The organism is Shewanella corallii (assembly GCF_023349125.1).
Classification (GTDB): Bacteria; Pseudomonadota; Gammaproteobacteria; order Enterobacterales; family Shewanellaceae; genus Shewanella; species Shewanella corallii.
In genome coordinates this window covers 125,330-145,363 of sequence record NZ_JAKIKT010000007.1, presented here as the reverse complement: position 1 = coordinate 145,363, position 20,034 = coordinate 125,330, and the positions used below count along the sequence as shown (strand labels likewise).

The 20,034-nt window shown below is 49.6% G+C and carries 21 protein-coding genes and 1 other RNA gene; 9 read left to right on the top strand and 13 right to left on the bottom strand.

All coding sequences use genetic code 11. The features are described 5' to 3' along the window. Positions 1-83: 83 nt before the first annotated feature. The gene (locus L2725_RS16915; protein ID WP_249250021.1) at positions 84-1,814 is read left to right on the top strand and encodes a bifunctional metallophosphatase/5'-nucleotidase; all 1,731 of its coding nucleotides are present in this window, start codon (positions 84-86) and stop codon (positions 1,812-1,814) included. Between the two features lie 40 nt (positions 1,815-1,854). Here the strand turns inward: L2725_RS16915 and L2725_RS16910 are convergent, their stop codons facing one another. The 4 genes from L2725_RS16910 to L2725_RS16895 all read right to left on the bottom strand — a co-directional run bounded on the left by L2725_RS16910 (position 1,855) and on the right by L2725_RS16895 (position 3,679). Next, on the bottom strand, positions 1,855-2,328 hold the full coding sequence (locus L2725_RS16910) for a DoxX family protein (protein ID WP_249250020.1): 474 nt from the start codon (positions 2,326-2,328) through the stop codon (positions 1,855-1,857). 131 nt (positions 2,329-2,459) lie between these two features. Then, the gene (locus tag L2725_RS16905; protein ID WP_249250019.1) at positions 2,460-3,002 is read right to left on the bottom strand and encodes a GNAT family N-acetyltransferase; all 543 of its coding nucleotides are present in this window, start codon (positions 3,000-3,002) and stop codon (positions 2,460-2,462) included. A 76-nt stretch (positions 3,003-3,078) separates the two neighbouring features. Continuing rightward, the gene (locus L2725_RS16900) at positions 3,079-3,381 is read right to left on the bottom strand and encodes an NrfJ (protein WP_115137839.1); all 303 of its coding nucleotides are present in this window, start codon (positions 3,379-3,381) and stop codon (positions 3,079-3,081) included. 88 nt (positions 3,382-3,469) lie between these two features. Then, positions 3,470-3,679, bottom strand: a complete 210-nt coding sequence (locus L2725_RS16895) for a DUF3820 family protein (protein ID WP_115137838.1) — start codon at positions 3,677-3,679, stop codon at positions 3,470-3,472. Between the two features lie 501 nt (positions 3,680-4,180). Between L2725_RS16895 and L2725_RS16890 the strand changes: the two genes are divergently transcribed. The 3 genes from L2725_RS16890 (at position 4,181) to L2725_RS16880 (ending at position 6,259) form a co-directional block, all read left to right on the top strand. Next, positions 4,181-4,924 carry an AAA family ATPase gene (locus L2725_RS16890; protein ID WP_249250018.1) on the top strand — a complete coding sequence of 248 codons (744 nt, stop codon included), beginning with the start codon at positions 4,181-4,183 and terminating at the stop codon, positions 4,922-4,924. Then, positions 4,884-5,213: a hypothetical protein gene (locus L2725_RS16885; RefSeq protein WP_249250017.1), complete on the top strand. Its 330-nt coding sequence runs from the start codon at positions 4,884-4,886 to the stop codon at positions 5,211-5,213. Before L2725_RS16890 ends, L2725_RS16885 begins: the two co-directional genes overlap by 41 nt. A gap of 224 nt (positions 5,214-5,437) precedes the next feature. After that, complete coding sequence (locus tag L2725_RS16880; protein WP_249250015.1) at positions 5,438-6,259, top strand: M90 family metallopeptidase; 822 nt, start codon at positions 5,438-5,440, stop codon at positions 6,257-6,259. 33 nt (positions 6,260-6,292) lie between these two features. Here the strand turns inward: L2725_RS16880 and L2725_RS16875 are convergent, their stop codons facing one another. From L2725_RS16875 to L2725_RS16845, 7 genes are all read right to left on the bottom strand, one after another. Then, on the bottom strand, positions 6,293-7,720 hold the full coding sequence (locus L2725_RS16875) for an HDOD domain-containing protein (protein ID WP_249250014.1): 1,428 nt from the start codon (positions 7,718-7,720) through the stop codon (positions 6,293-6,295). Between the two features lie 311 nt (positions 7,721-8,031). Further along, positions 8,032-9,357, bottom strand: coding sequence for an isocitrate lyase (gene aceA, locus L2725_RS16870; protein ID WP_249250012.1), 1,326 nt, complete (start codon positions 9,355-9,357; stop codon positions 8,032-8,034). A 57-nt stretch (positions 9,358-9,414) separates the two neighbouring features. Further along, positions 9,415-11,046, bottom strand: coding sequence for a malate synthase A (gene aceB / locus L2725_RS16865; RefSeq protein ID WP_249250010.1), 1,632 nt, complete (start codon positions 11,044-11,046; stop codon positions 9,415-9,417). 1,076 nt (positions 11,047-12,122) lie between these two features. Further along, the gene (locus tag L2725_RS16860; protein WP_249250008.1) at positions 12,123-13,868 is read right to left on the bottom strand and encodes a tetratricopeptide repeat-containing diguanylate cyclase; all 1,746 of its coding nucleotides are present in this window, start codon (positions 13,866-13,868) and stop codon (positions 12,123-12,125) included. A 17-nt stretch (positions 13,869-13,885) separates the two neighbouring features. Further along, positions 13,886-14,101, bottom strand: coding sequence for a hypothetical protein (locus L2725_RS16855; protein WP_249250006.1), 216 nt, complete (start codon positions 14,099-14,101; stop codon positions 13,886-13,888). 41 nt (positions 14,102-14,142) lie between these two features. Beyond that, positions 14,143-14,940: an SAM-dependent methyltransferase gene (locus L2725_RS16850; RefSeq protein ID WP_249250004.1), complete on the bottom strand. Its 798-nt coding sequence runs from the start codon at positions 14,938-14,940 to the stop codon at positions 14,143-14,145. A gap of 262 nt (positions 14,941-15,202) precedes the next feature. Continuing rightward, entirely contained in the window at positions 15,203-15,442 is a 240-nt protein-coding gene (locus tag L2725_RS16845; protein WP_249250003.1) for a hypothetical protein, read from the bottom strand. A 256-nt stretch (positions 15,443-15,698) separates the two neighbouring features. Here L2725_RS16845 and L2725_RS16840 point away from each other — a divergent pair, with 256 nt between their 5' ends. Continuing rightward, positions 15,699-16,199, top strand: a complete 501-nt coding sequence (locus L2725_RS16840; protein WP_249250002.1) for an outer membrane protein assembly factor BamE — start codon at positions 15,699-15,701, stop codon at positions 16,197-16,199. Positions 16,200-16,270: 71 nt separating this feature from the next. Here the strand turns inward: L2725_RS16840 and L2725_RS16835 are convergent, their stop codons facing one another. Together L2725_RS16835 and L2725_RS16830 are read right to left on the bottom strand one after the other, a co-directional pair. Then, a complete protein-coding gene (locus L2725_RS16835) occupies positions 16,271-16,603 on the bottom strand; it encodes an RnfH family protein (RefSeq protein WP_249250001.1) in 333 nt (110 codons plus the stop codon). Next, the gene (locus tag L2725_RS16830) at positions 16,593-17,027 is read right to left on the bottom strand and encodes an SRPBCC family protein (RefSeq protein WP_115137825.1); all 435 of its coding nucleotides are present in this window, start codon (positions 17,025-17,027) and stop codon (positions 16,593-16,595) included. Before L2725_RS16830 ends, L2725_RS16835 begins: the two co-directional genes overlap by 11 nt. A 182-nt stretch (positions 17,028-17,209) precedes the next feature. Here L2725_RS16830 and smpB point away from each other — a divergent pair, with 182 nt between their 5' ends. The 4 genes from smpB to L2725_RS16810 all read left to right on the top strand — a co-directional run bounded on the left by smpB (position 17,210) and on the right by L2725_RS16810 (position 19,964). Next, the gene (gene smpB, locus L2725_RS16825) at positions 17,210-17,698 is read left to right on the top strand and encodes an SsrA-binding protein SmpB (protein WP_248935919.1); all 489 of its coding nucleotides are present in this window, start codon (positions 17,210-17,212) and stop codon (positions 17,696-17,698) included. Positions 17,699-17,785: 87 nt separating this feature from the next. Beyond that, positions 17,786-18,140: a transfer-messenger RNA gene (gene ssrA, locus L2725_RS16820) on the top strand. Between the two features lie 250 nt (positions 18,141-18,390). Next, positions 18,391-19,116 (top strand): SDR family NAD(P)-dependent oxidoreductase, encoded by a 726-nt coding sequence (locus L2725_RS16815; protein ID WP_249250000.1) that lies wholly within the window; start codon positions 18,391-18,393, stop codon positions 19,114-19,116. After that, on the top strand, positions 19,116-19,964 hold the full coding sequence (locus tag L2725_RS16810; protein ID WP_249249999.1) for an amidohydrolase family protein: 849 nt from the start codon (positions 19,116-19,118) through the stop codon (positions 19,962-19,964). The genes L2725_RS16815 and L2725_RS16810 overlap by 1 nt, the downstream gene beginning before the upstream one ends. Positions 19,965-20,034 lie beyond the last annotated feature (70 nt).

Here is a 20,034-nt window from a genome sequence, read left to right as displayed (position 1 = left end):
CCTTTTTTGTGCCTCTCATTTGCAAAGCATCACACGCCGGCGCGCCATAGGTGCTACAATCTGCCGCCCGAGAGAGGAAGATTATGACCCAAAGACTGTTACTCAAACTGGCTCACATCAATGACACCCATTCCCACTTTGAGCCAAGCCGGGTGCGGTTCACCCTGCAATCCCCAAACAAACAACTTGCGATAAGCGCCAATACCGGCGGTTACGCCAGAATTAAAAGCCAGCTGGACAAAACCAAGGCTGACGCAGATGCACACGGCCAGCACTTTGTATTTCTGCACGGCGGCGACAGCTTCCAGGGCACACTTTATTTTCGCGAGTTTAAAGGTGCCGCCAACGCCGATCTGCTGAATCAACTGAAACCCGACGCCATGGTGCTGGGCAATCATGAAATTGATGGCGGCAATGCCCCGGTTCGCCGTTTTCTGGACGCCATCGAGTTTCCGCTGATGGCCGGCAATATGGAACTCTCCGAGGAGCAGCTTGGTGATAAGGGCCTGAAGGGACATCCACGCATGTTGGATTATGACCCGCAAAGCCAATGTGCCCGGGTACATTTTATTGCCATGGGCAATACCCAGCTGGCGATATTTGGCATCACCCTGGATCAAATGAAGTCAATTGCTCATCCTGATCCCGGCACAGAGTTTCACAGTGCAATCGACGTCACCCGCAATACAGTGCAAATGCTGCATGGACAGGGAGTACAGCATATTCTGGTGCTCAGCCACCTGGGTATAGATGGTGACAGAGTGTTGGCCGACGCTGTCGATGGTATCAGTCTTATCGTCGGTGGTCACAGCCATACTCAACAGGGCGATTGTAAGGATCTGGGTGTTCCCGCCTTGCCCTACGGCGAAGTGGTTAATCACACCCCAATCGTCCACGCAGGTAAGTATGCAGAGACTCTGGGGCTGGCCGATATTGAATTTAACACCGATGGCAAGGTAACCGCCCTGAGCGGCCGTAACCTGTTTATGCTGGATACGGATCTGACGGATCATTCAGGCAAGCCGTTGCCAGAGGATGACTATCAAGAGGCGTTGAGCCTGCTGCAGGCCCACCCTGCCATCACCTGGGAGCCAGGAGATCGACAGGTCGATAACCTGCTGGCACAAAAATACCGTCCACGCATTGATGAGCTAGAGCGTCAGATAGTGGCTTTGGTGCCCCAGAACATGGTGCATACCCGCCTTCCGAGCAAAGCCCTGCCCCACGGCAGTGAACTGGCTCCCTGGGTTAGTCGTGCCATGTACAGCCGCGCCAAACTGCAGGATAAACGTATCGACTTTGCCCTGCATAACGCAGGCGGTGTGCGTGACTCCCTGGATCCGGGAGAACTTTCTCTGGCTGATGTACTGGGCAAAGTACTGCCATTCGATATTCCACTGGTGAGCTATCAGATCCGCGGCCGGTATATCTGCCAGGCACTGGAGTCAGCCATTGATACCGCGACCAATAACGGCATTCAGGGAACAGGCACCGGCAGTTTCCCCTACACCTATGGATTAAGATACCAGTACGATGGCCGACGTCCCCGTGGCGAGAGAATTGTCTCGCTGGAAGTGATGCAGCAGAAACAGTGGCGTCCATTAAATAGTGATGAGCTGTACACAGGCGTCTCCAGTCAGTACACCATCTCAGGAAAAGAGGGATATCACCCTCTGCTGAATAATGAGTGGCGACAACAGATGGACGCACTTACCCTGCCCGGAGCCTTTATTGAGTTTATTCGCTCCGGAGATGTGTGGGCCGACCCGGTTGGGCCAAACGTGCATTACACCAGTCATCTGAAACAGGATTGAGTAAAAAAACAAAGCCGGCATTCAGCCGGCTTTGTTGCGCTTAAGCCGCAGCAACCTCAGGTTTGTTTTCGGACGACAGGAATTTTTGCAGCCAGCTATCCAAGCCAAAGCGTCCCGCACCCGATACCGCCAACGACACTGATATGGCCAGCAATGCCAATCCGAATTCATAGCCGTTATTACTCATAAACAAGCCGTTATCCAGATGCACAGTCACAATCGCCACCAGCATGGTAAAGGCAAGTACCACAGCCATCGGCCGGGTAAGCAGCCCAAGTAAGATAAACAGACCACCAAAGAATTCAGCACTGCCCGCCAGCAACGCCATCAGATAACCGGGAGCCAGACCTATAGATGCCATCCACTGTCCTGTAGCCTCCAGACCATAACCACCAAACACGCCAAAGAGTTTCTGGGCGCCGTGGGCGGCAAAGATAATGCCAGCCGGCACACGCAGTGCCAAAGGTGCAAGGCTGCTTTCGGATTTAAAAAGTGAGTGAAGGAGTGCTGTCATTTTACTGTCCTCGATTGGGTTCATCCCGCCGGTATGGCGTCCTTGATTTGATGAACCCAGTCTATATTCACAAATAAAGATTAAAATTTGTGAATATAGGACGGACTGTTCCTTTTATAAGAATGTAAAACTCAGATGTTCAGCGGCAAGCGCATATGAAAACCCGGCAGCATCTGCCCGGATTTGGGTTGATAAGATTTATATTCGAGCACAAACCCCTCCCGTTCAAACAGAGGGCGGGAGTAATAGGAAGCATCGACAGTCAATTCCGGAAATCCTTGCTCGCGGGCCCAATCCCGCGCGGTGCTGAACAATAACGCCGCAAAGCCCAGCCCCTGATAGGCCGGATGAACGTACAAACTGTCTATATAACCCCGGTGAAAATACTGGGTTTCAATGTTGATGAAGCCACAGCACAGTGGCGCAGCCAGAGGTTTAGGCGGATTAAAGTCCAACATGACCCAGGATTGTGTACGGGTGAGCCTTTGATGCCAATATCTGTCAGACCTGGGTTGATTGGACCAGGCATGAAGCTGGGCGTCAGAGTAGTGCTTTCCTGCAATACCATGCACTGCCAGATGAAAAATCATGCTGACCTGATTGGCGAATGCCCGGCTGTAAGGCTGAACCTGAAATCTGTCCAGCACGGGAGAGACTGATATACGAGTGTGCATAATCGCTAATTTGGCGTTAAGACACAAAAAAAGCAAACCCCGGTTGCCCGGGGTATGCTTATGTCTATAAAGACAATTACTCTTTTACGATTTTGCTGACGAACAGCAGATCAGCAAAAGTGCGGTTCAGAGTCTTGCTGTGGAAGTCTTTCATCCAACCAGCACTGGTTACAGACACAGTGTCACCTTTTTCAAGGTTAACCTGAGGACCTGCAGCCCAAAGGGTTTTATCACCTTCCTGAATCTGAACATAGGTGTAACCACCTGAGTTCATGGTTTCCAGAACGGTTCCCTGATGCATGCCGGTTTGTGCCCATGTCAGCATGCTGGCCATTGCCAAAGAAGCGGCCGCCAACAGTTTCAGTCCGATCTTCTTCATTGATTTTCCTGTTAACTTACTAAATTAGTTAGGACATTTAAGCACGTCCTAAAATCCAATTCCGCTACCCAGTTTGCAATTTTGCCAATCAATCTTTGAGTAAAGGAGCAAAAGTCGACTCTAGCCCATTGAGCTTAATCTCATAAACCAATGCTAATTGTCTGCCCAGCTTACCTTCAGGAAATCCTTTGCTGTGAAACCACACCAGGTAAGGCTCCGGTAGCATCAACAGCTTTCTACCGGCATATTTGCCAAAGGGCATAATTTGATTGATGGCTTCCACCAACTCCTGTTGCATATATTTTCCACCCGCATTGAATAAGCGGCCATTTTATGTCGCTATGTCGATACTGGAAAGCTCATGAAAAACCTTTGCCCATGAGTAACAAGGCACAAAAGCGAATTGCCCCGGTTTCCAATTGATATTTTTATGCTGTTTTTTATAGAACTTAATGAAATATAAAAGCAACAAATAATTCCAATTGTTCATTAGAATGTCGCATATATCCCCCAGCGGGAGGTCATCCGCTTTGCCTGATAGCCAGCGTCAATATTTAATCCCCCACTAACAAACTGTATTTATTGAATTTATCCCACAAAAGCACGGAGTGTTACGCATTTGTCAAATGACTGTCGTTCACTACAACAAGTCAATATTACGTCCTACCGTCAATTTGCTGAAATCGTCATAAATCAGACAGTTGAATACGTGCTGGCACACATCTAGATTCAAACCATGGATTTTAATTCAGTCTCATCTGATTCAGCTGGGCTGACCTGTGTTTGGAGAGGACACAATATGATTATTTTGGTAGGTGGAGAAAAAGGTGGCAGCGGTAAAAGCTGTCTGGCGCAGAATCTGGCGGTCTTTATGACCAAGGAAGCCGGGGCTTCCGTCATCATGGTTGATTGTGATCCTCAAAGAACAACTTCTGATTGGATTCAAGCACGTAATAACAATGAAGATCTGCCGGGCATCAACTGCGTTCAGCTTTACGGCAAGATACGCAATGACCTGCTGAGCCTCGAACAACATTACGACTGCGTGATTGTCGATTGCGGCGGCCAGGACAATCTGGCGCTCAGAGCAACGATGTCAGTAGCATCTCACGTATTAATGCCACTGCGCCCAAAGCGCCGGGATTTGAAGACTGTTTCCCACATGGATGACGTTATTGCCACCTGCTTAATGATTAATCCAAAGATGAAAGCGTCTTTTGTAATTACTCAGTGCCCTAACCTGCCAAGCCAGGCGAACCGCATTCTTGAAGCCAAGGAGGTGTGCCGCACCTACGACATCAATGTACTTGATGCCATCACCTATGCTCGAAACATCTATGACGACAGCGAAGAGTCTGGAATGTCAGTGATGGAGATCGACCCGAGAGGCAAAGCAGCTGCAGAGATCCGCGCAATTGCCTGTGAAGCAATGGGGGTCGATAACGCCGAAGCTCTGAAGTCCAAGCTTGGCAAGGTGAAACTGGAAGAAGCGGGAGGTCAACATGGGTCTGGCAGATCTCAAGAAAAACGCTTCGCCAGCTAAGCTGTCGCAGCAACTGAGCCTGGAAGAGTTCATTGATGGCGCTACTCTGTACGCCATGGGCATGAAACGCCATACCTCTCAGGCTGCCAATGACTGCTGTAAACATAAAGGTCGCAGGTTCAGAAATGCCACCTTTACGCTGAGTGAAACCAGCATACAGCAGCTGACAGAGATGACGGGAGATGGTCATATTGCCAAATCAAAGCTCCTCAGAATCTTGATTAATGAGCACTTCAACCGCACTAAGGAGACTCAGGCGCAGATAGAATCTGCCAGTCCCACAGAATAATAATAAGTGAGGTATTCAGGGTGTCAGCAAACGACCTGAAACCTTCAATATAATCGCTACTCCGGATTATGCCGGCAGATCCTCCCTCTCCCGCTATGGGGAGGAACTGATACAGAGTTCAGGCTCCGTATCTGTCCCTTCCCGGGGTCTTGCCGGCCCCTTTTCTTGATTTCCATCACATTTGTCCCCATCTCTTTAACATCATCCATTCACAGGCTCGAACTATGTTTGCAATCCTGCTGGTTTCACTGCTCGGTCTGGCAGCCATCGTGTGGCTTGCCTCGGGACCGGCCAGGGTTAGACTCAGGCGACAACAGGTAAGACGTCAGCCTTTTCCGAAAGCCTGGCGCGAGATAATCAAGCGCAGAATACCGATCTTCAAAACTCTGCCCACTCATCTGCAATTGCAACTGAAAGACCACATCAAAGTCTTTTTGTCAGAAAAGCAGTTTGTTGGTTGTGATGGATTGGCAATTACCGATGAAATCAGGGTGACCATTGCGGCTCAGGCCTGTCTGTTGTTGCTTAACCGAAACACAAACTACTATCCAAAACTGCGGCAAATTTTGGTCTATCCAGCAGCCTTTATTGTCGACAAAGAGCAGCGGGATGGTAATGGCCTGCATTTTCAACACAGGGCGGTGTTACTTGGGGAATCATGGGAAGAGGGGCAGGTTATCCTGAGCTGGCAGGAGACCCTCAAAGGTGCGGCCGATCCGCGGGATGGATCCAACGTAGTGATTCATGAGTTTGCCCATCAACTTGATCAGGAGGATGGCAGCGCCAATGGCGCGCCGCCTTTGGCCCATCCGGCAGATTACAAGAGCTGGTCCGATACTTTGGGCAGAGAGTTTTCAGCGCTGCAATACTGCGCCAATAATGGCCTGCCGTCTCTGTTCAGCTATTACGGGGCAACCAATCCGGCCGAGTTTTTTGCCGTGATTACCGAAGTATTTTTCGAGCAACCCGATGAGTTTCTGAATCTGCATCCTCAACTTTACCGGGAGTTGAGTCACTACTACAGGCTGGATCCATTGCAGTGGTAAATGAGCTTCACTCCAATGGATAGCTGCCGATGGTCATCGACGGGACAGTGCAAAACAGAGGTTGGCCTGGCGGGTAAAATGCAAAAATGCGCCATATTGCTCATCATTGATAACCGTTTGTTTGTCCCGGTTAGCGCCGTAAAAGATGCCAATCACCTTGCTTTCGACCACCAGAGGCGCTGCGATTAAGCCCCCGGCCACCAATCCATTCACGGGTTCAGAAATACCGATATCACCCCTGAGCGGTTGTTTCAGCTTTATAACAGGTTCAAATACGCTGGCAGAATCGAGCGGTAACTCCTGCAGCAACTGTTGGCCCCTGTCATCCAATCCCAGTACAATTCTGAGCAGCAGCCGATTCCGGTCCCGACTCAACAGAAATACGCCGCAATGATTGAGGCCAACGCCGTCTTTAAGGCCTGTCAATGTGGTCATCACCACTTCATTAAAATCACCGCCTGACTCTGCCAGGGCGCTGAGTTTTCGCAGTTGCATGAGTTGGGTAGCATCATCCCCGACACATTGTTGCTGATCTTCACTACCGTGAGCCACCTCCAGCGGTTTGTCGGTCGTTTCCCTCAGATAATCAGCCATCCCCTTTGCACCATAGGCTTCAGCCAACTTCATGGTGGCATGGGTACAACGCTGGACCTTTGCTCTGAACTCCCGTTCCGGCATTTCCACCACTGAAGCGGCTTTAGTCACCAAACTTGCCAACTGCTCCTCATCACCCCTGGTCATGGCATCACTGATGGCATTGGCCAGATAGATACACTGCACTTCTCCGGTTCTCTGGAGGGGATCCTTCAATGACCTGGTCAGTAACTCTCCCAGCCCCCATTGACTGGCCAATCCCTGAGTCAATTGGTTGAAACTGGTTCCCAGTCGCCGCCGGACGATGGTATTGACGTCCTCAGAATTGGCGAGATCCAGCTCATTAACCAGAAACAACGCATCCTCCGCGCCTGTGCTGAGAAATGCGCTCTCTCCCAGGTGGTACAGCAAAGCCGCGATAAACACCTCTTCCTGACCTTGCTCATCCAGCTCTGGTTGCATCATCCGAGCCAGCATGGCCGCCTGAAATGAACCTGCCATACGGGCCAGCAAGCGGCGGTGAACTCTGGGATCCAACTCCCTTGACTCCAGCAGGCTGCTGATAAGCCGGGCTGTCAGGCAAATATTTCGCAAAGAGTTAAATCCAAGTACCACAGCTGCCCGGCTGACGGTGGTGATCTGATTGCGTCCCTTGTTATAAATAACGCTGTTGGCAACGCGCAATATGCGGCTGGTAAGGCCGTTGTCGTGCATCACACTGCGGCCTAATTTGGACAGTGAAGATATGTCGTCCTCACTGAGTGACTCCAGGCTTTTCACCATAGAACAAAGTGCAGGCATCTCCTCATCGCTGATGCGGTGGACCCAATAACCCAGTCCCTTATTTTCCTGTTTGGCCAGAGCCACTATGCAGTTCCTATTGATTGCTATTTTATTGAGTATAGATAAAAAAGGCGGCCTGACGGCCGCCAAAAAACACAAGCAATACAATCACTGGAAGGGAAACCGAACGGGGAGTTGTTCGATTATCCTTTGGTTTTCCTTCAAAAGAAGGTCAACCGTGTCAGAGGAAACCTCTGACGTGTCGGCCGCCAATAGGGCAACGACCGACTTTTGAAATCCCGACTGCGGCAAAGCCCTGGGAAAACAAACCGGGAAGTGAGTTCCGGAGGAACTCACCCGGGCGGCACAAGACGCCCGGATAGCATTACAGCAAGTTAGAACTGCTCCTCTTCAGTGGAGCCTGTCAGTGCAGTCACTGAAGACTGGCCCCCCTGAATCACATTGGTCACCTTATCGAAGTAGCCTGTGCCTACTTCCTGCTGGTGAGCCACAAAGGTATATCCCTTCTCGGCCGCTGCAAACTCAGCCTCCTGAACCTTCTCAACATAGTGCTTCATACCTTCACCACGGGCATAGTCATATGCCAGGTCGAACATGTTGAACCACATATTATGGATACCGGCCAGGGTAATGAACTGGTACTTGTAGCCCATATCAGACAACTCCTGCTGGAACTTGGCGATAGTGGCGTCGTCCAGATTCTTCTTCCAGTTGAAAGAAGGCGAGCAGTTGTAAGCCAGCAACTGATCGGGGTACTGGGCATGAATCGCCTCAGCAAAACGGCGGGCCTCTTCCAGATCCGGCTTGGCAGTTTCACACCAGATAAGGTCAGCATATGGCGCATAAGCCAGACCACGGGAAATCGCCTGATCCAAACCAGCATTCACGCGGAAGAAACCTTCACTGGTGCGCTCACCGGTCAGGAAGTCGCGGTCATATGCATCGCAGTCAGATGTCAGCAGATCCGCAGCATTGGCGTCTGTACGGGCAATCACCAGGGTTTCCACGCCGCTGACATCGGCTGCCAGACGGGCAGCAACCAGCTTTTGCACGGCTTCCTGAGTTGGTACCAGAACCTTGCCCCCCATGTGGCCACATTTCTTCACCGAGGCCAGCTGATCTTCAAAGTGGACACCAGCAGCACCGGCATCAATCATACCTTTCATCAGTTCATAAGCATTCAGTACGCCGCCAAAGCCCGCTTCAGCATCAGCCACAATCGGCAGGAAATAATCGGTAAAGTTCTCATCACCCAGATTCACTCCATTGCCCCACTGGATCTGGTCGGCACGGCGGAAAGAGTTATTGATACGGCCAACGACAGCTGGCACTGAGTTAGCAGGATACAGGGACTGATCCGGATACATGGTACCCGCCAGGTTGGCATCTGCCGCGACCTGCCAACCTGACAGATAAATCGCTTCAATACCGGCTTTAGCCTGCTGGACAGCCTGACCACCCGTCAGTGCCCCCAGAGAGTTAACATAGCCTTTCTTGGCACCACCGTTTACCAGTTCCCACAGCTTGGCAGCACCCTTGGCTGCAATGGTGTTTTCAGGTACCACAGAGCCGCGCAGTGCTACCACTTCTTCGGCAGTGTATGGACGGCGTACGCCAGCCCAGCGTGGGTTCTCGGCCCAGTCTTTTTTCAGGGCATCAATCTGTTGTTGTCTGGTCAGTGTTTCAGTCGCCTTGGTCATGGTCTTTCTCCTTCCTTATATTCGCTCACGCTGCTGGGCAGCCATTGTTTGTTTGAGTTATTCCGTTAACATCCGGTAGCCCGGCAGGGTTAAAAAGTCCACCAGCTCATCTGCTGTCGTAATCTGCTCCAGCAGCACTGCGGCCTGGGTAAACTTGCCATGGGTAAAGGCCTCTGCCCCCACTTCCTCTTTCACGTTGGCCAGTTCCTGCACCAACATATCTTTGAATAGTTGCTTGGTGACCAACTTGCCGTTGGACAGGTATTGCTCATGCTGGATCCACTGCCAGATTGAAGCACGGGAGATCTCGGCAGTCGCGGCATCTTCCATCAAGCCGTATATAGGCACACAACCATTGCCACTGATCCAGGCTTCGATATACCTCAGGGCAATTCGGATATTCAGGCGCATCCCCTCTTCGGTGCGCTCGCCATCACAGGGAGCCAGGAGTTCGGCAGCCAGAATCGGGGCATCAACATCCCGGGTGATATGCAGCTGGTTAGCGTGACCTTCACCTATATACTCGTTAAAAATGCCCATGGCGGTGTCGGCCAACCCAGGGTGTGCCACCCAGGTGCCATCGTGACCATTGCGGGCCTCCAGCTCTTTGTCGCCTCTGACTTTGGTCAATACCTGAGCATTACCTGCTTCATCTTTGGCAGGAATAAAGGCCGCCATTCCCCCCATTGCCAGTGCCCCGCGCTTGTGACAGGTTTTCACCAGCAGACGTGAATATGCACTGAGGAACGGCTTATCCATGGTCACCTGCTGACGGTCAGGCAAAATACGGTCCGGATGATTCTTAAGGGTCTTGATATAGCTGAAGATGTAGTCCCAGCGCCCACAATTCAGCGCCACTATGTTGTCTTTGAGTTCAAACAGGATTTCATCCATTTCGAACACTGCCGGTAAAGTCTCAATCAAACAGGTACACTTGATTGTTCCCGGCGCCAGACAAAACCTCTCTTCAACCATTCTGAATACTTTGGCCCACCAGCGAGCTTCGAGATGGCTTTCCAGCTTAGGAATATAGAAATAAGGTCCGCTGCCTTTGGCCAGTAACTGGTGGTAGTTGTGGTAGAAATACAGAGCAAAGTCACACAGGGCACCCGGGATAGGCTTACCAGCGAACTCTATGTGCTTCTCCTTGAGATGCAGGCCTCGCACCCTGGCAATCAGTACTGCAGGATCTTCCTTCAATTGGTAATGCTTGCCGGTCTGCTCATTGGTAAATGAGATATCACCGCGCACCGCGTCCATCAGGTTTACCTGCCCCTGAACCACTTTCTCCCAGGTTGGTGACAGCGAATCCTCAAAGTCAGCCATAAATACTTTTACGTTCGCATTCAGGGCATTAATGATCATCTTACGGTCAACGGGGCCGGTAATCTCAACCCTGCGATCCTGCAGATCTGCAGGAATACCACGAACTTGCCAATTGCCCTCACGAACTTCTCTGGTGTGAGGTAGAAAATCCGGCAGCTCGCCCTGGTCAAACTTACGTTGCCGCTCACCGCGGGCCTCCAACAAAGACTCAAGCTCGTCCATGTAGTTGGCACACAGTACACTGAGCAGGTTCAATGCACCTTCAGTGAATACCTGCTGCTGTCCCTCAACATGCGCGCCAACAATATTAAGTTGCCCCTGAGTTTGCGCCTTTTGTTCGTTGGTCATATCTGCCTGTGTCATGTCCGTCCCCCCTACTCGTCTGGATACTGTTATGAGCGCTGCAAGTCCGGGTTACCCCAGTCTCTGCTTTGCTAGCTCAGTGCGTTAAATCCCCAGTTGAGCTTTCATTTGTTTGTTTCCCACAAAACCTAATAACAAAAACTTTCGAAGGCAACAGTTCACGCATTGACCAAAACAGAATAAATATCATCGAAATCTGAATATAAATTGGTAAGACCAAACACATAAAAATCACATTAACCATTGTTTTAAATAAATTTATTCTGATGTTAGAAATCTACAGTTCCAGCTCACAAAAAGTTGTCTTACAAATTGACCACAGCACACAATTGTTATTTTTTTACGGTTTTTAAATACATGACGGAATGCATTGGTTACACCTTAAATTAGACCAAAGTCGCTCCTCCTTTTGCAGGAGCGTTTATTTCCACCTATTGACCGACAAAAATTTAACTACAAAAATCAGCGACTTAACCAATACTCACTGACATGCAGGTTTAAACGGCCGTTTGAATTTGACGTTAACGTCAACGCAAAAAAGATGGGATACAGTGAATGGGCCGCAAGAAAGTATGTCAGGTGACTACCTGAGAGATTTATTTTGGTTTTTCTCAAAAAAAGTTCAAAAAAATGCCAAATTTGCGCCCGATTGGGGCGCGGGTTTGGTGCAGGCACAGAAAAGTGATTAAAAGGAGATTCAGGAGCTGTTCGATGATCAAGGGTATTGGCACTCAGCATCTTAACGAAGCAATAGCGCGTAGGGAATAATGGTGCAGCCAGCCCGATATCTTTAGAAGGTTTAAGAAGCCTCCACAGCTATCCACAGCGCCTGAGCGCCGCAAGATAGGCATGACTGTAGCCGCGGCCTACACAGTCAGTTGTTGTTGAACAATTGAGGCAGTCAGACCAGAGGCTTCAGTCGTGACAGAAATAGAAAATGTGTTGTACCTGGGAGACGAGAACTGACTGAATTGGGAATGGCCACTTCAAAGCGTTAAACGTTAAATCACTCGACAGCTGTTGATGCACCAGAATGTCGCAATAAGGATAAGAAATCGTGAAAACAGGAGCGCAGCTTATACTTCCTGGTTGTGCCTGCCATAAACCACAACCTGATTACCTCCGGACTCCTTAGCCTGATGCAGAGCGATGTCGGCTCTTGCCAGAATAGGATCCAGACTCAGGTCTCCTTCATTGGACACACTCACGCCCAAACTGGCTGTGAGTTTAAATGCATCCTCTGCATACCTGGGCTCCATCTCCATCACCAATAGCCTTATTGACTCAGCCACACTTTCAGCGTCTGTCGCAGGCATATCCGGCAGGAATATCGCAAACTCTTCACCACTCAAGCGAACCAGAATATCCATACGCCTAAGTTTGGCTTTAATCCCATCAACCAGCATCCTCAACGCCCAGTCTCCGGTGCTGTGGCCATGTTGATCATTAACGGCTTTGAAGGCGTCCAGATCAACCATAATGGCAGACATCACTGAATGACGGGCCATCACTGAAACATAGGTATTTTCAGCCTTGGTAAAGCCGGTACTGCGATTCATTACGCCGGTCAGGCTGTCATATTGAGCCATACGTTTGTACCGCCCACGCTGGGTATAGCCGAGAATGATAACGATCAGGCAGATCATCAAGCCCGCTGCTGCCACCAGCAGCAACAAGGTCAGATTGGATTGCTTCTGATGTTCAGTGGCCCTTTGCTCAACATAAACCCCTCTTTCCTGCTCGAGCAGATGGATATGTCGGTCCTTCTCATCACTGTCAAATTTAGCCAGCTGAAAAGCCAATGATTTGGCCGCTATATCTGACAACATGGTTTCTGTCAGCTCAAGGTAGATCTGTTGATAATCGTAGGCCTGCTGGAAGTTTCCGCGGAGGTAGTTGATATCGGCAAGTACCCGGACTGCACGTTTTCTGGCATCCATGTACTCTTCCTGGCCTGCTTTATCAAAAGCCTTCATGGCGTAACTGATAGCATCATCCGAACGCCCCAAAGCGGCATAGGTTTGTGCCAGCATGCTGTCTACAGAGACAATTTCAATTTGATATCCGATTTTGGCATAGCCAGCTTCTGCCTGTTTCAATTCAGCCAGGGCCTCAGCAAACTTATCCTGCGAGAAAAGGAGTTCACCGGTCCCCTTGTGGGACATGGCAACCATCAGAGGCAACTGGTGCTTTCCGCAGTACTCAACACTCTCATTAAGCCAGGACAGAGCTTTAGCTTTGTCGCCTAACTTAAATGCGCTCAGTCCAATAAACAATGAACTGGTACAGTGACTTATCGGGTCTTTTCCGGCATTTAACCTATGGGCCAGCAGCGCATATTCTGCAGCTTCCTGATGAGCGCCAAGTTGAAAGTAGGCATTAAACAATCTGTTGTAGGATTTCACCTGCAGGTGAGCATCATCGATATTATCAATGTTCTGAAGCATAACGCTGAGGTGTGTGAGGCTTTTGGCGTAGTCGCGAACAGACAGTTCAGCTGTCGCCATAAAATAGTGAATAGTTACCTTTTCTTCTAAGGAGCCGGCCAATTCCAAAGCCAGATTAAAGCTTCCAATGGACTTCTGATAGTTAGCATCAAGAATAGCTTTAATCCCAATCTGAGAGTAATAGCGTACTCTTTGACTATCTGACATCTCTTGGATCTGTTCTCCAAGGTCTGTAATCAATTGCTCTGTTTGAGCAGGCTCAGTGATAAGAGCCTGCTCCAAAGATTGCAGTTTCTGTTCAATAGAGACTTCGTCTAATGCCTGAGCGGCAAAAGAGACAAGACTTACCAATAGAAACCAACATATCTTAGCCATATAAAAAGTCTGGCGTATTACTTTGTTGGCTTGTGAATATGGATATAGGTCGCGTAAGTACCTGCATCCCCGCTGAACTTTTTCATTTTGTCCTGATCGCCGCTCATCACCGCCTCAATTTCACCGTCAGTCAAGCCATATGATTTCATCACGCCCTCTGGATCCTGCTTATAGGCTTCCATTAACTTAGCGTCACTGGCCAGCTGTTCAAAAAACTCATTAAATTTACTCATGGGTACTCTCCTTAGTTTTTAGTGTTATAAAGCCCTGCTAACTAACCAAAATCCTCAGGAGTAATACCCAACTGCTGAAGTAAATCATAGTTGTATTCCTGAGGTCTGGATGGCGGTATCAGTAATGTACTGGCCGCCGTCAGTCTTGTCCCTGGCAATGCCTGTAATTCCAGCCAATCAATTCTTGGCTGCTGAACAGGTAAATTGGCAGCTTCATAAATCGCTACCTTATGATCTGCGGGATACCATTGCTGCAGATATCTCACCAAAATTTCCAACCGTTCCGATGTCGTGCTGAACTGAGTCAGTGTATGTTCTCCTGCCAGCGCGATTTGCCACAATAACAGGTGTGCGGCCGGGTCCGGTGTCCGCTTAAAAAACATAAATTGACTGGCTTCAAAGCTCTGATGCCCATAATCACCGGGATCAATGCCCATATCTGCCCATAAGCAAGCTTCTGCGGAGATACCCGGCTCCATATGAGCTTCAAACCCTTCTTCGCGAGCCTGTGCTATTGCCATATGTGGCACGCAGGCAAATACCCCTGGATGACCATAAAATGCGCCAACAACCCGCTCCCCGGCTCTGACCGCCTGCATCATGGCATCCACCATCTGGTGATAAGTGTCCCGGCGACTCTTTACTTGTCCCGGCTGAGCATAAAATTGCTGCAGGTTCACCAGGCTGGGATTCAAACGTGCTATCCACTGCTGGGTATGCACATCCGGCATCAGTGTGAAGACTTTGTCTGCATGCTCAATATAGCTGCGACTAATCACACTGATGTGGCCAGCCATCTTGAGGCCGGTACCGACACAAACCAAGGATCCCTTTGACATATTCCCTCACATCACTAATTGCTTGCCCAATAAACCTTGGCCAAACAACGCTTGAAATCAGGCATCATTTTGTTAACTCGACAGAACCAATGCAACCTTTTTAAAACCAGCCGCTTACTTTTCATCCCACCGTGCACAGCTTAGTTTGTACCCGCAAAGAAAAAGGCGGAGTAATTACTCCGCCTGAACGCTCAAATATTGTTGAATACTTAATCTGCCATGAGTGGATCACAATCCATAAAAAAGATTTTGTAACAAACTCCTACAAGGGAGTCGCTATGCCCGAGTTCTTGCCCGGCCAGTGAATAAACAGATAAGTACCGAATGTCTCATCACCATCATCTTTGTCATCTGCGTTTTGACAACTTGATGCTGTGAGCGCCATGACCTCAGCCTCACAGACCCCGAACCGCTTGATGGTACTTTCAGGACAGAGGTGATACGCCTGCATCAATGGTGCATTGGTGGCCAGAGCTTCCATAAACTGATTTAGTTTACTCATACCAGCTCCTTAATTTTATTACTGAATTTCAAGTGCTGAATAAATACTTAGTCAGAGAAGCGAATATTCACTGCATCACCAAAAACAGCAATCACAGCGAAACTATTTACGTTTGGATGGGTCAATATCACTGCCATTTGGGCAAAAATCAACCTTGGCGGAGCAATAGAATGACCCGCTGGAGTCAAGCAACCTTGTCACTGGCCTCAGCCCTTGGGTATGATGTGGCCAGATTTTCAATCGAACAGTAAAAACAATGATAAATAAGAAGCAAAGTGTCACCCTGCTCGGCGCCGCCCTGTTGTCAGTCTCTTTGAGCGCATGCAGTGTTTTTGACTGGCTGGTTTATAAGCCAGATGTGCCTCAGGGCAACTACATGGAACCTCAGCAGGTTGAAAAACTACGCATCAACATGACCAAAGCTCAGGCAGAGTATGTTCTGGGCCGTCCGGTATTGCGTGACAGCTTCGCAGATGATACCTGGTACTATGTTTACCACTTCAAAAGTGGCCGGGATGCCAGTATTACCCACAAAGAATTGGTACTGCACTTCGCTGATGACAAGCTGGTGAAAGTAGACGGTGACTATGAACTCAGCTCCGAGTTTGATACTCCGCTGGAACAAAGCAGCTTGCCTACCGGTGTTGCTGAACCCTCAGAGCCTTTGCTGCCTAAGCAACGTGGCGATGCCAAACCTTTGGTGGAAGAGAAGAAGCCTTTGTCACAGCAGCAGGAGCTGGATCAGGATAAAGCCTGATGACATTAAGCTTGTGCTTGAAATAATAAAGCCCGCACTGAATGCGGGCTTTTTGATGGGTTTGCTCAGTGTCAGGCGCGGCCACCGGTAACCTTATTGGCACGACCTTCCTCTTTTGCTTTTTCTGCACGCTTTCGGCGCACATCCTTGGGGTCGGCAATCAGAGGACGATAGATTTCCACCCTCATCCCGGGTTGCAGCTCTTCATTATGTTTCGCTGAGCGACTGAAAGTCCCCAGCTTGACCTTATCCAGGTCGATCTCAGGGAAGAACTCTGCCATTCGGCTTTGACGAACCGCCTCAATAAAGGTGGTACCCGGCGTCACTTTGACCGGGATAACTTTCTGTTTGTCCGCAAGCGCATATATCACGTCTACTGCGAACTTATCGGCATCATTTGGCATATATCACCTTCGCCCTTTCTGTAAATGCGCTCACCATAGAGCCCACTAATTCCTGGAACACTTTACCAAAGGCCATGGCAACCAAAGTACTGGAAAACTCAAAGTCCAGCTCAAACTCAACCTTACAGGCATCTTCTGTCAGCTCAGTAAACACCCATTCACCCTTAAGATGTTTAAAAGGCCCATTCTCCAGGTTCAGTTCAATGCGTTTTCCCGGAACTAACTGATTACGCGTGGTAAATGTCTTGGAAATACCCGCTTTACTGACATCCACAGACGCCAGCATGCTGGTACCATCAAACTCCAGCACCTTGCCACCGACACACCCGGGTAAAAATTCCTTGTAAGACTCAACATCATTGACCAGATCGTACATCTGGCGTGCGCTGAAACGCACCAACACACTTCGACTGATTTTCGGCATGGAACCAGAGATTTAACTGTGAGATAAAAGAGGCATTCTAACACCTGACCATGAAAACGCACCCGCCCTTGTCTTTGCTTTTTCACAGTGTGTCGAAAAAAACGGCACAGATGCAGTAAGGCGTTAAAAAGTGATGCCAAGGCAATTCCAAATTCCCCTTGCCTGCGTATAATAGCCCGCCTATGGCTAAGAAAAACTCCAAAAAATCCGCAAAAAATACCACGGCTACTATCGCCCGTAACAAACGAGCGACCTTCGAATATCGTTTTGAAGAGAAAGTCGAAGCGGGCCTGTCCCTGATGGGATGGGAAGTAAAATCCATCCGGGCAGGTAAAGTGAACCTGTCCGAGAGCTTTGTCATGATTAAAAATGGCGAAGCCCATATGTACAACTGCAACATAGTGCCGCTCAATGCAGCATCTACCCATGTTGTGGCTGACCCAACCCGACCACGTAAGCTGCTGCTCAACCGTCGCGAGCTGGACAGACTGGCTGGTCTGGTTGAGCGCCAGGGTTACGCCTTGGTTGCCATCTCCATGTATTGGGGTAAAGGCTCCTGGGTCAAGCTGGAAATAGGTTTGGGTAAAGGTAAGAAAGATCACGACAAGCGTGCTGATACTAAAGAGCGCGAGTGGGCCATCGAAAAAGCCCGGGTGATGAAGAACAAATAACTGCACGAATAACGGGCAGTTAGTCAGGGCAGATGCAAATCCTGCTTGAGTAATGCAAAAACAAAGTATTACAATGACAAAACTAACGGGGGCGATTCAGGATTCGACAGGGTTCACGAAACTCCGGGAGCATGCCGAGGGGCGGTTGGCCTCGTAAAAAGCCGCACAGTTATAGTTGCAAACGACGATAACTACGCTCTAGCCGCTTAATGCCGCTAGCCATCACCCACATGTTTCGCACATGGGCAGTGGATTTGATGGTCACCCTACATAGTGCTAGCGAGGGAACCTTGTTCGGGGGTGAACCGCGAAACAGTACCGGACTCACCGTAAGTAATCCTGTCTTTCGGAGTGCGAACGGTTAAATAAAAGAGAGACTAAGCATGTAGCGCCTTGAGCGTAGGTGCCTTGGACGCGGGTTCAAATCCCGCCGCCTCCACCAACTCTTGAAAAGGGCCACCCATCGGGTGGCCCTTTTTATTTGTCTCAAGTTTCACCTCACCTCCCCTTTCTATGGTTGAAACAAGCTAATAAAACAAACTCTTAAGGTTGACTTATCGGCGTTAAATCATGACTATTTTCTCTACATATCAGCTGGAAAGATGCCTTGTGTCATCTGTTGTTCCCGGTTGCAAATATCTCAGGAGATAGACCCCCTTACAGGGTAGGTCTGAAGTTAACTGGAGGCCGGGATGGCACAAGTCGCAATAGTCACAGGTGGGGCCAAGGGGATTGGTCTTGCCATAGTCAATGAACTGCTGGAGCAGGAGTACCGGGTCTACAATCTGGATATTCAGCCCGGCCCCGGGCAGTTTATCGAGTGTGATATGACAGATAAGGAATCTGTGGATTCAGCCATTGCGCAGGTAGTCAAAGAGGCTGGCCGAATCGACACCCTTATCTGTAATGCCGGGGTACATTTCAGTGCCAATATTGAAAATACCTCGATGGCGCAACTTGAGCGCATTCTATCCATTAATGTTTACGGTGCCATTACCGCCATCCAGGGGTGCCTGCCAACCATGAAAGCCCAGCAGCATGGCAGCATAGTGCTGATGGGCTCAGATCAGTGTCATATCGCCAAACCCAACTCCTTTGCTTACAACCTGAGTAAGCATGCCCTCGCCTCTGTGGGCAAAACTACTGCCATCGACTATGCCGAATATAATATCCGCGCCAATGTGATCTGCGCTGGCACCACAGATACGCCTCTGTATCAGGCAGCGATTGATAACTACTGTGAACGCACCGGGGCAGATAAGGAGCAGGTGCATCAGGAAGAGGCTGAGTTGCAGCCTTTGGGTCGCATAGCCAAGCCAGAGGAGATTGCCGATTTGGCCGCCTTCCTCGCCAGTGACAAGGCCAGTTTTATTACCGGTAGCCTTTATGATATCGACGGTGGATACACGGCGCGCTGATGCAGATTATCGACCCTCACCTGCATCTGTTTGACCTCAGACTTGGTCGCTATGACTGGTTGAAGCCCAACTTTCCGCCGAACTGGCCGGACAAACACCTAATCTGTCGGGACTTTGCGAGTGAAGATCTAACCCTGCCCTCACCTATACAGCTGGCTGGCTTTGTCCATTTGGAGGCGGGATTTGATAACTCGCACCCCTGGCGTGAAATTGAGTGGTTGGAAAGCAGTGTGAATCTGCCTTTTCGCTCTGTGGCCTTTGCAGATTTAACCTTGCCAGCTGCCGAGTTTGATGCGCTGCTTCACACACTTACACAATACTCATCGGTCGTGGGCATTCGCCATATTCTGGATGAGCAGGCGCAAGCGCTGCTCAGTAATCCTCAGGTTATCCGTAATCTTAAGCAGCTTGCAGCGAAGGAACTACATTTTGAGGTTCAGCTCAGTGGCGGAGACTTGCAAGCGATAAATCACCTTGTGCAGATAGCGGATGAAAATCCCTCCCTGGTGTTGGTGATTAACCACGCCGCCTTCCCTTCCCCGGATAACTGGCAACACTGGCTTCAGGCTACGGAATTGATGGCGGCTTGCAGCAATATAGTGATTAAGGCATCCGGCTGGGAGATGACCGACAGGCAGTACGAATTGACATTTGCGGTGCAGGTGATGAATCAGCTGATAGCCTGTTTTGGTAAGCAAAGAGTCATGCTTGCCAGTAACTTTCCTCTTTGCCTGCTTAGTAAGGACTATGATGAGCTATGGCAAGAATACACCATGCTCTCGGTGGACGCCGACACTCTGGCGGCGCTGGTTCACGACAACGCCAAGCGTATTTACCGATTTGATTGAGCCTTATAGCAATCCAACAAAACGTCAGCTAACACCATCCCAAAACAATCACTATCGCCATAGGCGGTGG

Coding starts and splice junctions, on each gene's coding strand:
- L2725_RS16810 (WP_249249999.1), top strand. CDS start 19,116: ATGCAGATTATCGACCCTCACCTGCATCTGTTTGACCTCAGACTTGGT.
- L2725_RS16835 (WP_249250001.1), bottom strand. CDS start 16,603: ATGCCAAATGATGCCGATAAGTTCGCAGTAGACGTGATATATGCGCTT.
- L2725_RS16855 (WP_249250006.1), bottom strand. CDS start 14,101: ATGAGTAAATTTAATGAGTTTTTTGAACAGCTGGCCAGTGACGCTAAG.
- L2725_RS16895 (WP_115137838.1), bottom strand. CDS start 3,679: ATGCAACAGGAGTTGGTGGAAGCCATCAATCAAATTATGCCCTTTGGC.
- L2725_RS16850 (WP_249250004.1), bottom strand. CDS start 14,940: ATGTCAAAGGGATCCTTGGTTTGTGTCGGTACCGGCCTCAAGATGGCT.
- L2725_RS16890 (WP_249250018.1), top strand. CDS start 4,181: ATGATTATTTTGGTAGGTGGAGAAAAAGGTGGCAGCGGTAAAAGCTGT.
- L2725_RS16830 (WP_115137825.1), bottom strand. CDS start 17,027: ATGCCGAAAATCAGTCGAAGTGTGTTGGTGCGTTTCAGCGCACGCCAG.
- L2725_RS16845 (WP_249250003.1), bottom strand. CDS start 15,442: ATGAGTAAACTAAATCAGTTTATGGAAGCTCTGGCCACCAATGCACCA.
- L2725_RS16905 (WP_249250019.1), bottom strand. CDS start 3,002: ATGCACACTCGTATATCAGTCTCTCCCGTGCTGGACAGATTTCAGGTT.
- aceB (WP_249250010.1), bottom strand. CDS start 11,046: ATGACACAGGCAGATATGACCAACGAACAAAAGGCGCAAACTCAGGGG.
- smpB (WP_248935919.1), top strand. CDS start 17,210: ATGGCTAAGAAAAACTCCAAAAAATCCGCAAAAAATACCACGGCTACT.
- L2725_RS16910 (WP_249250020.1), bottom strand. CDS start 2,328: ATGACAGCACTCCTTCACTCACTTTTTAAATCCGAAAGCAGCCTTGCA.
- L2725_RS16885 (WP_249250017.1), top strand. CDS start 4,884: ATGGGTCTGGCAGATCTCAAGAAAAACGCTTCGCCAGCTAAGCTGTCG.
- aceA (WP_249250012.1), bottom strand. CDS start 9,357: ATGACCAAGGCGACTGAAACACTGACCAGACAACAACAGATTGATGCC.
- L2725_RS16860 (WP_249250008.1), bottom strand. CDS start 13,868: ATGGCTAAGATATGTTGGTTTCTATTGGTAAGTCTTGTCTCTTTTGCC.
- L2725_RS16840 (WP_249250002.1), top strand. CDS start 15,699: ATGATAAATAAGAAGCAAAGTGTCACCCTGCTCGGCGCCGCCCTGTTG.
- L2725_RS16915 (WP_249250021.1), top strand. CDS start 84: ATGACCCAAAGACTGTTACTCAAACTGGCTCACATCAATGACACCCAT.
- L2725_RS16880 (WP_249250015.1), top strand. CDS start 5,438: ATGTTTGCAATCCTGCTGGTTTCACTGCTCGGTCTGGCAGCCATCGTG.
- L2725_RS16900 (WP_115137839.1), bottom strand. CDS start 3,381: ATGAAGAAGATCGGACTGAAACTGTTGGCGGCCGCTTCTTTGGCAATG.
- L2725_RS16815 (WP_249250000.1), top strand. CDS start 18,391: ATGGCACAAGTCGCAATAGTCACAGGTGGGGCCAAGGGGATTGGTCTT.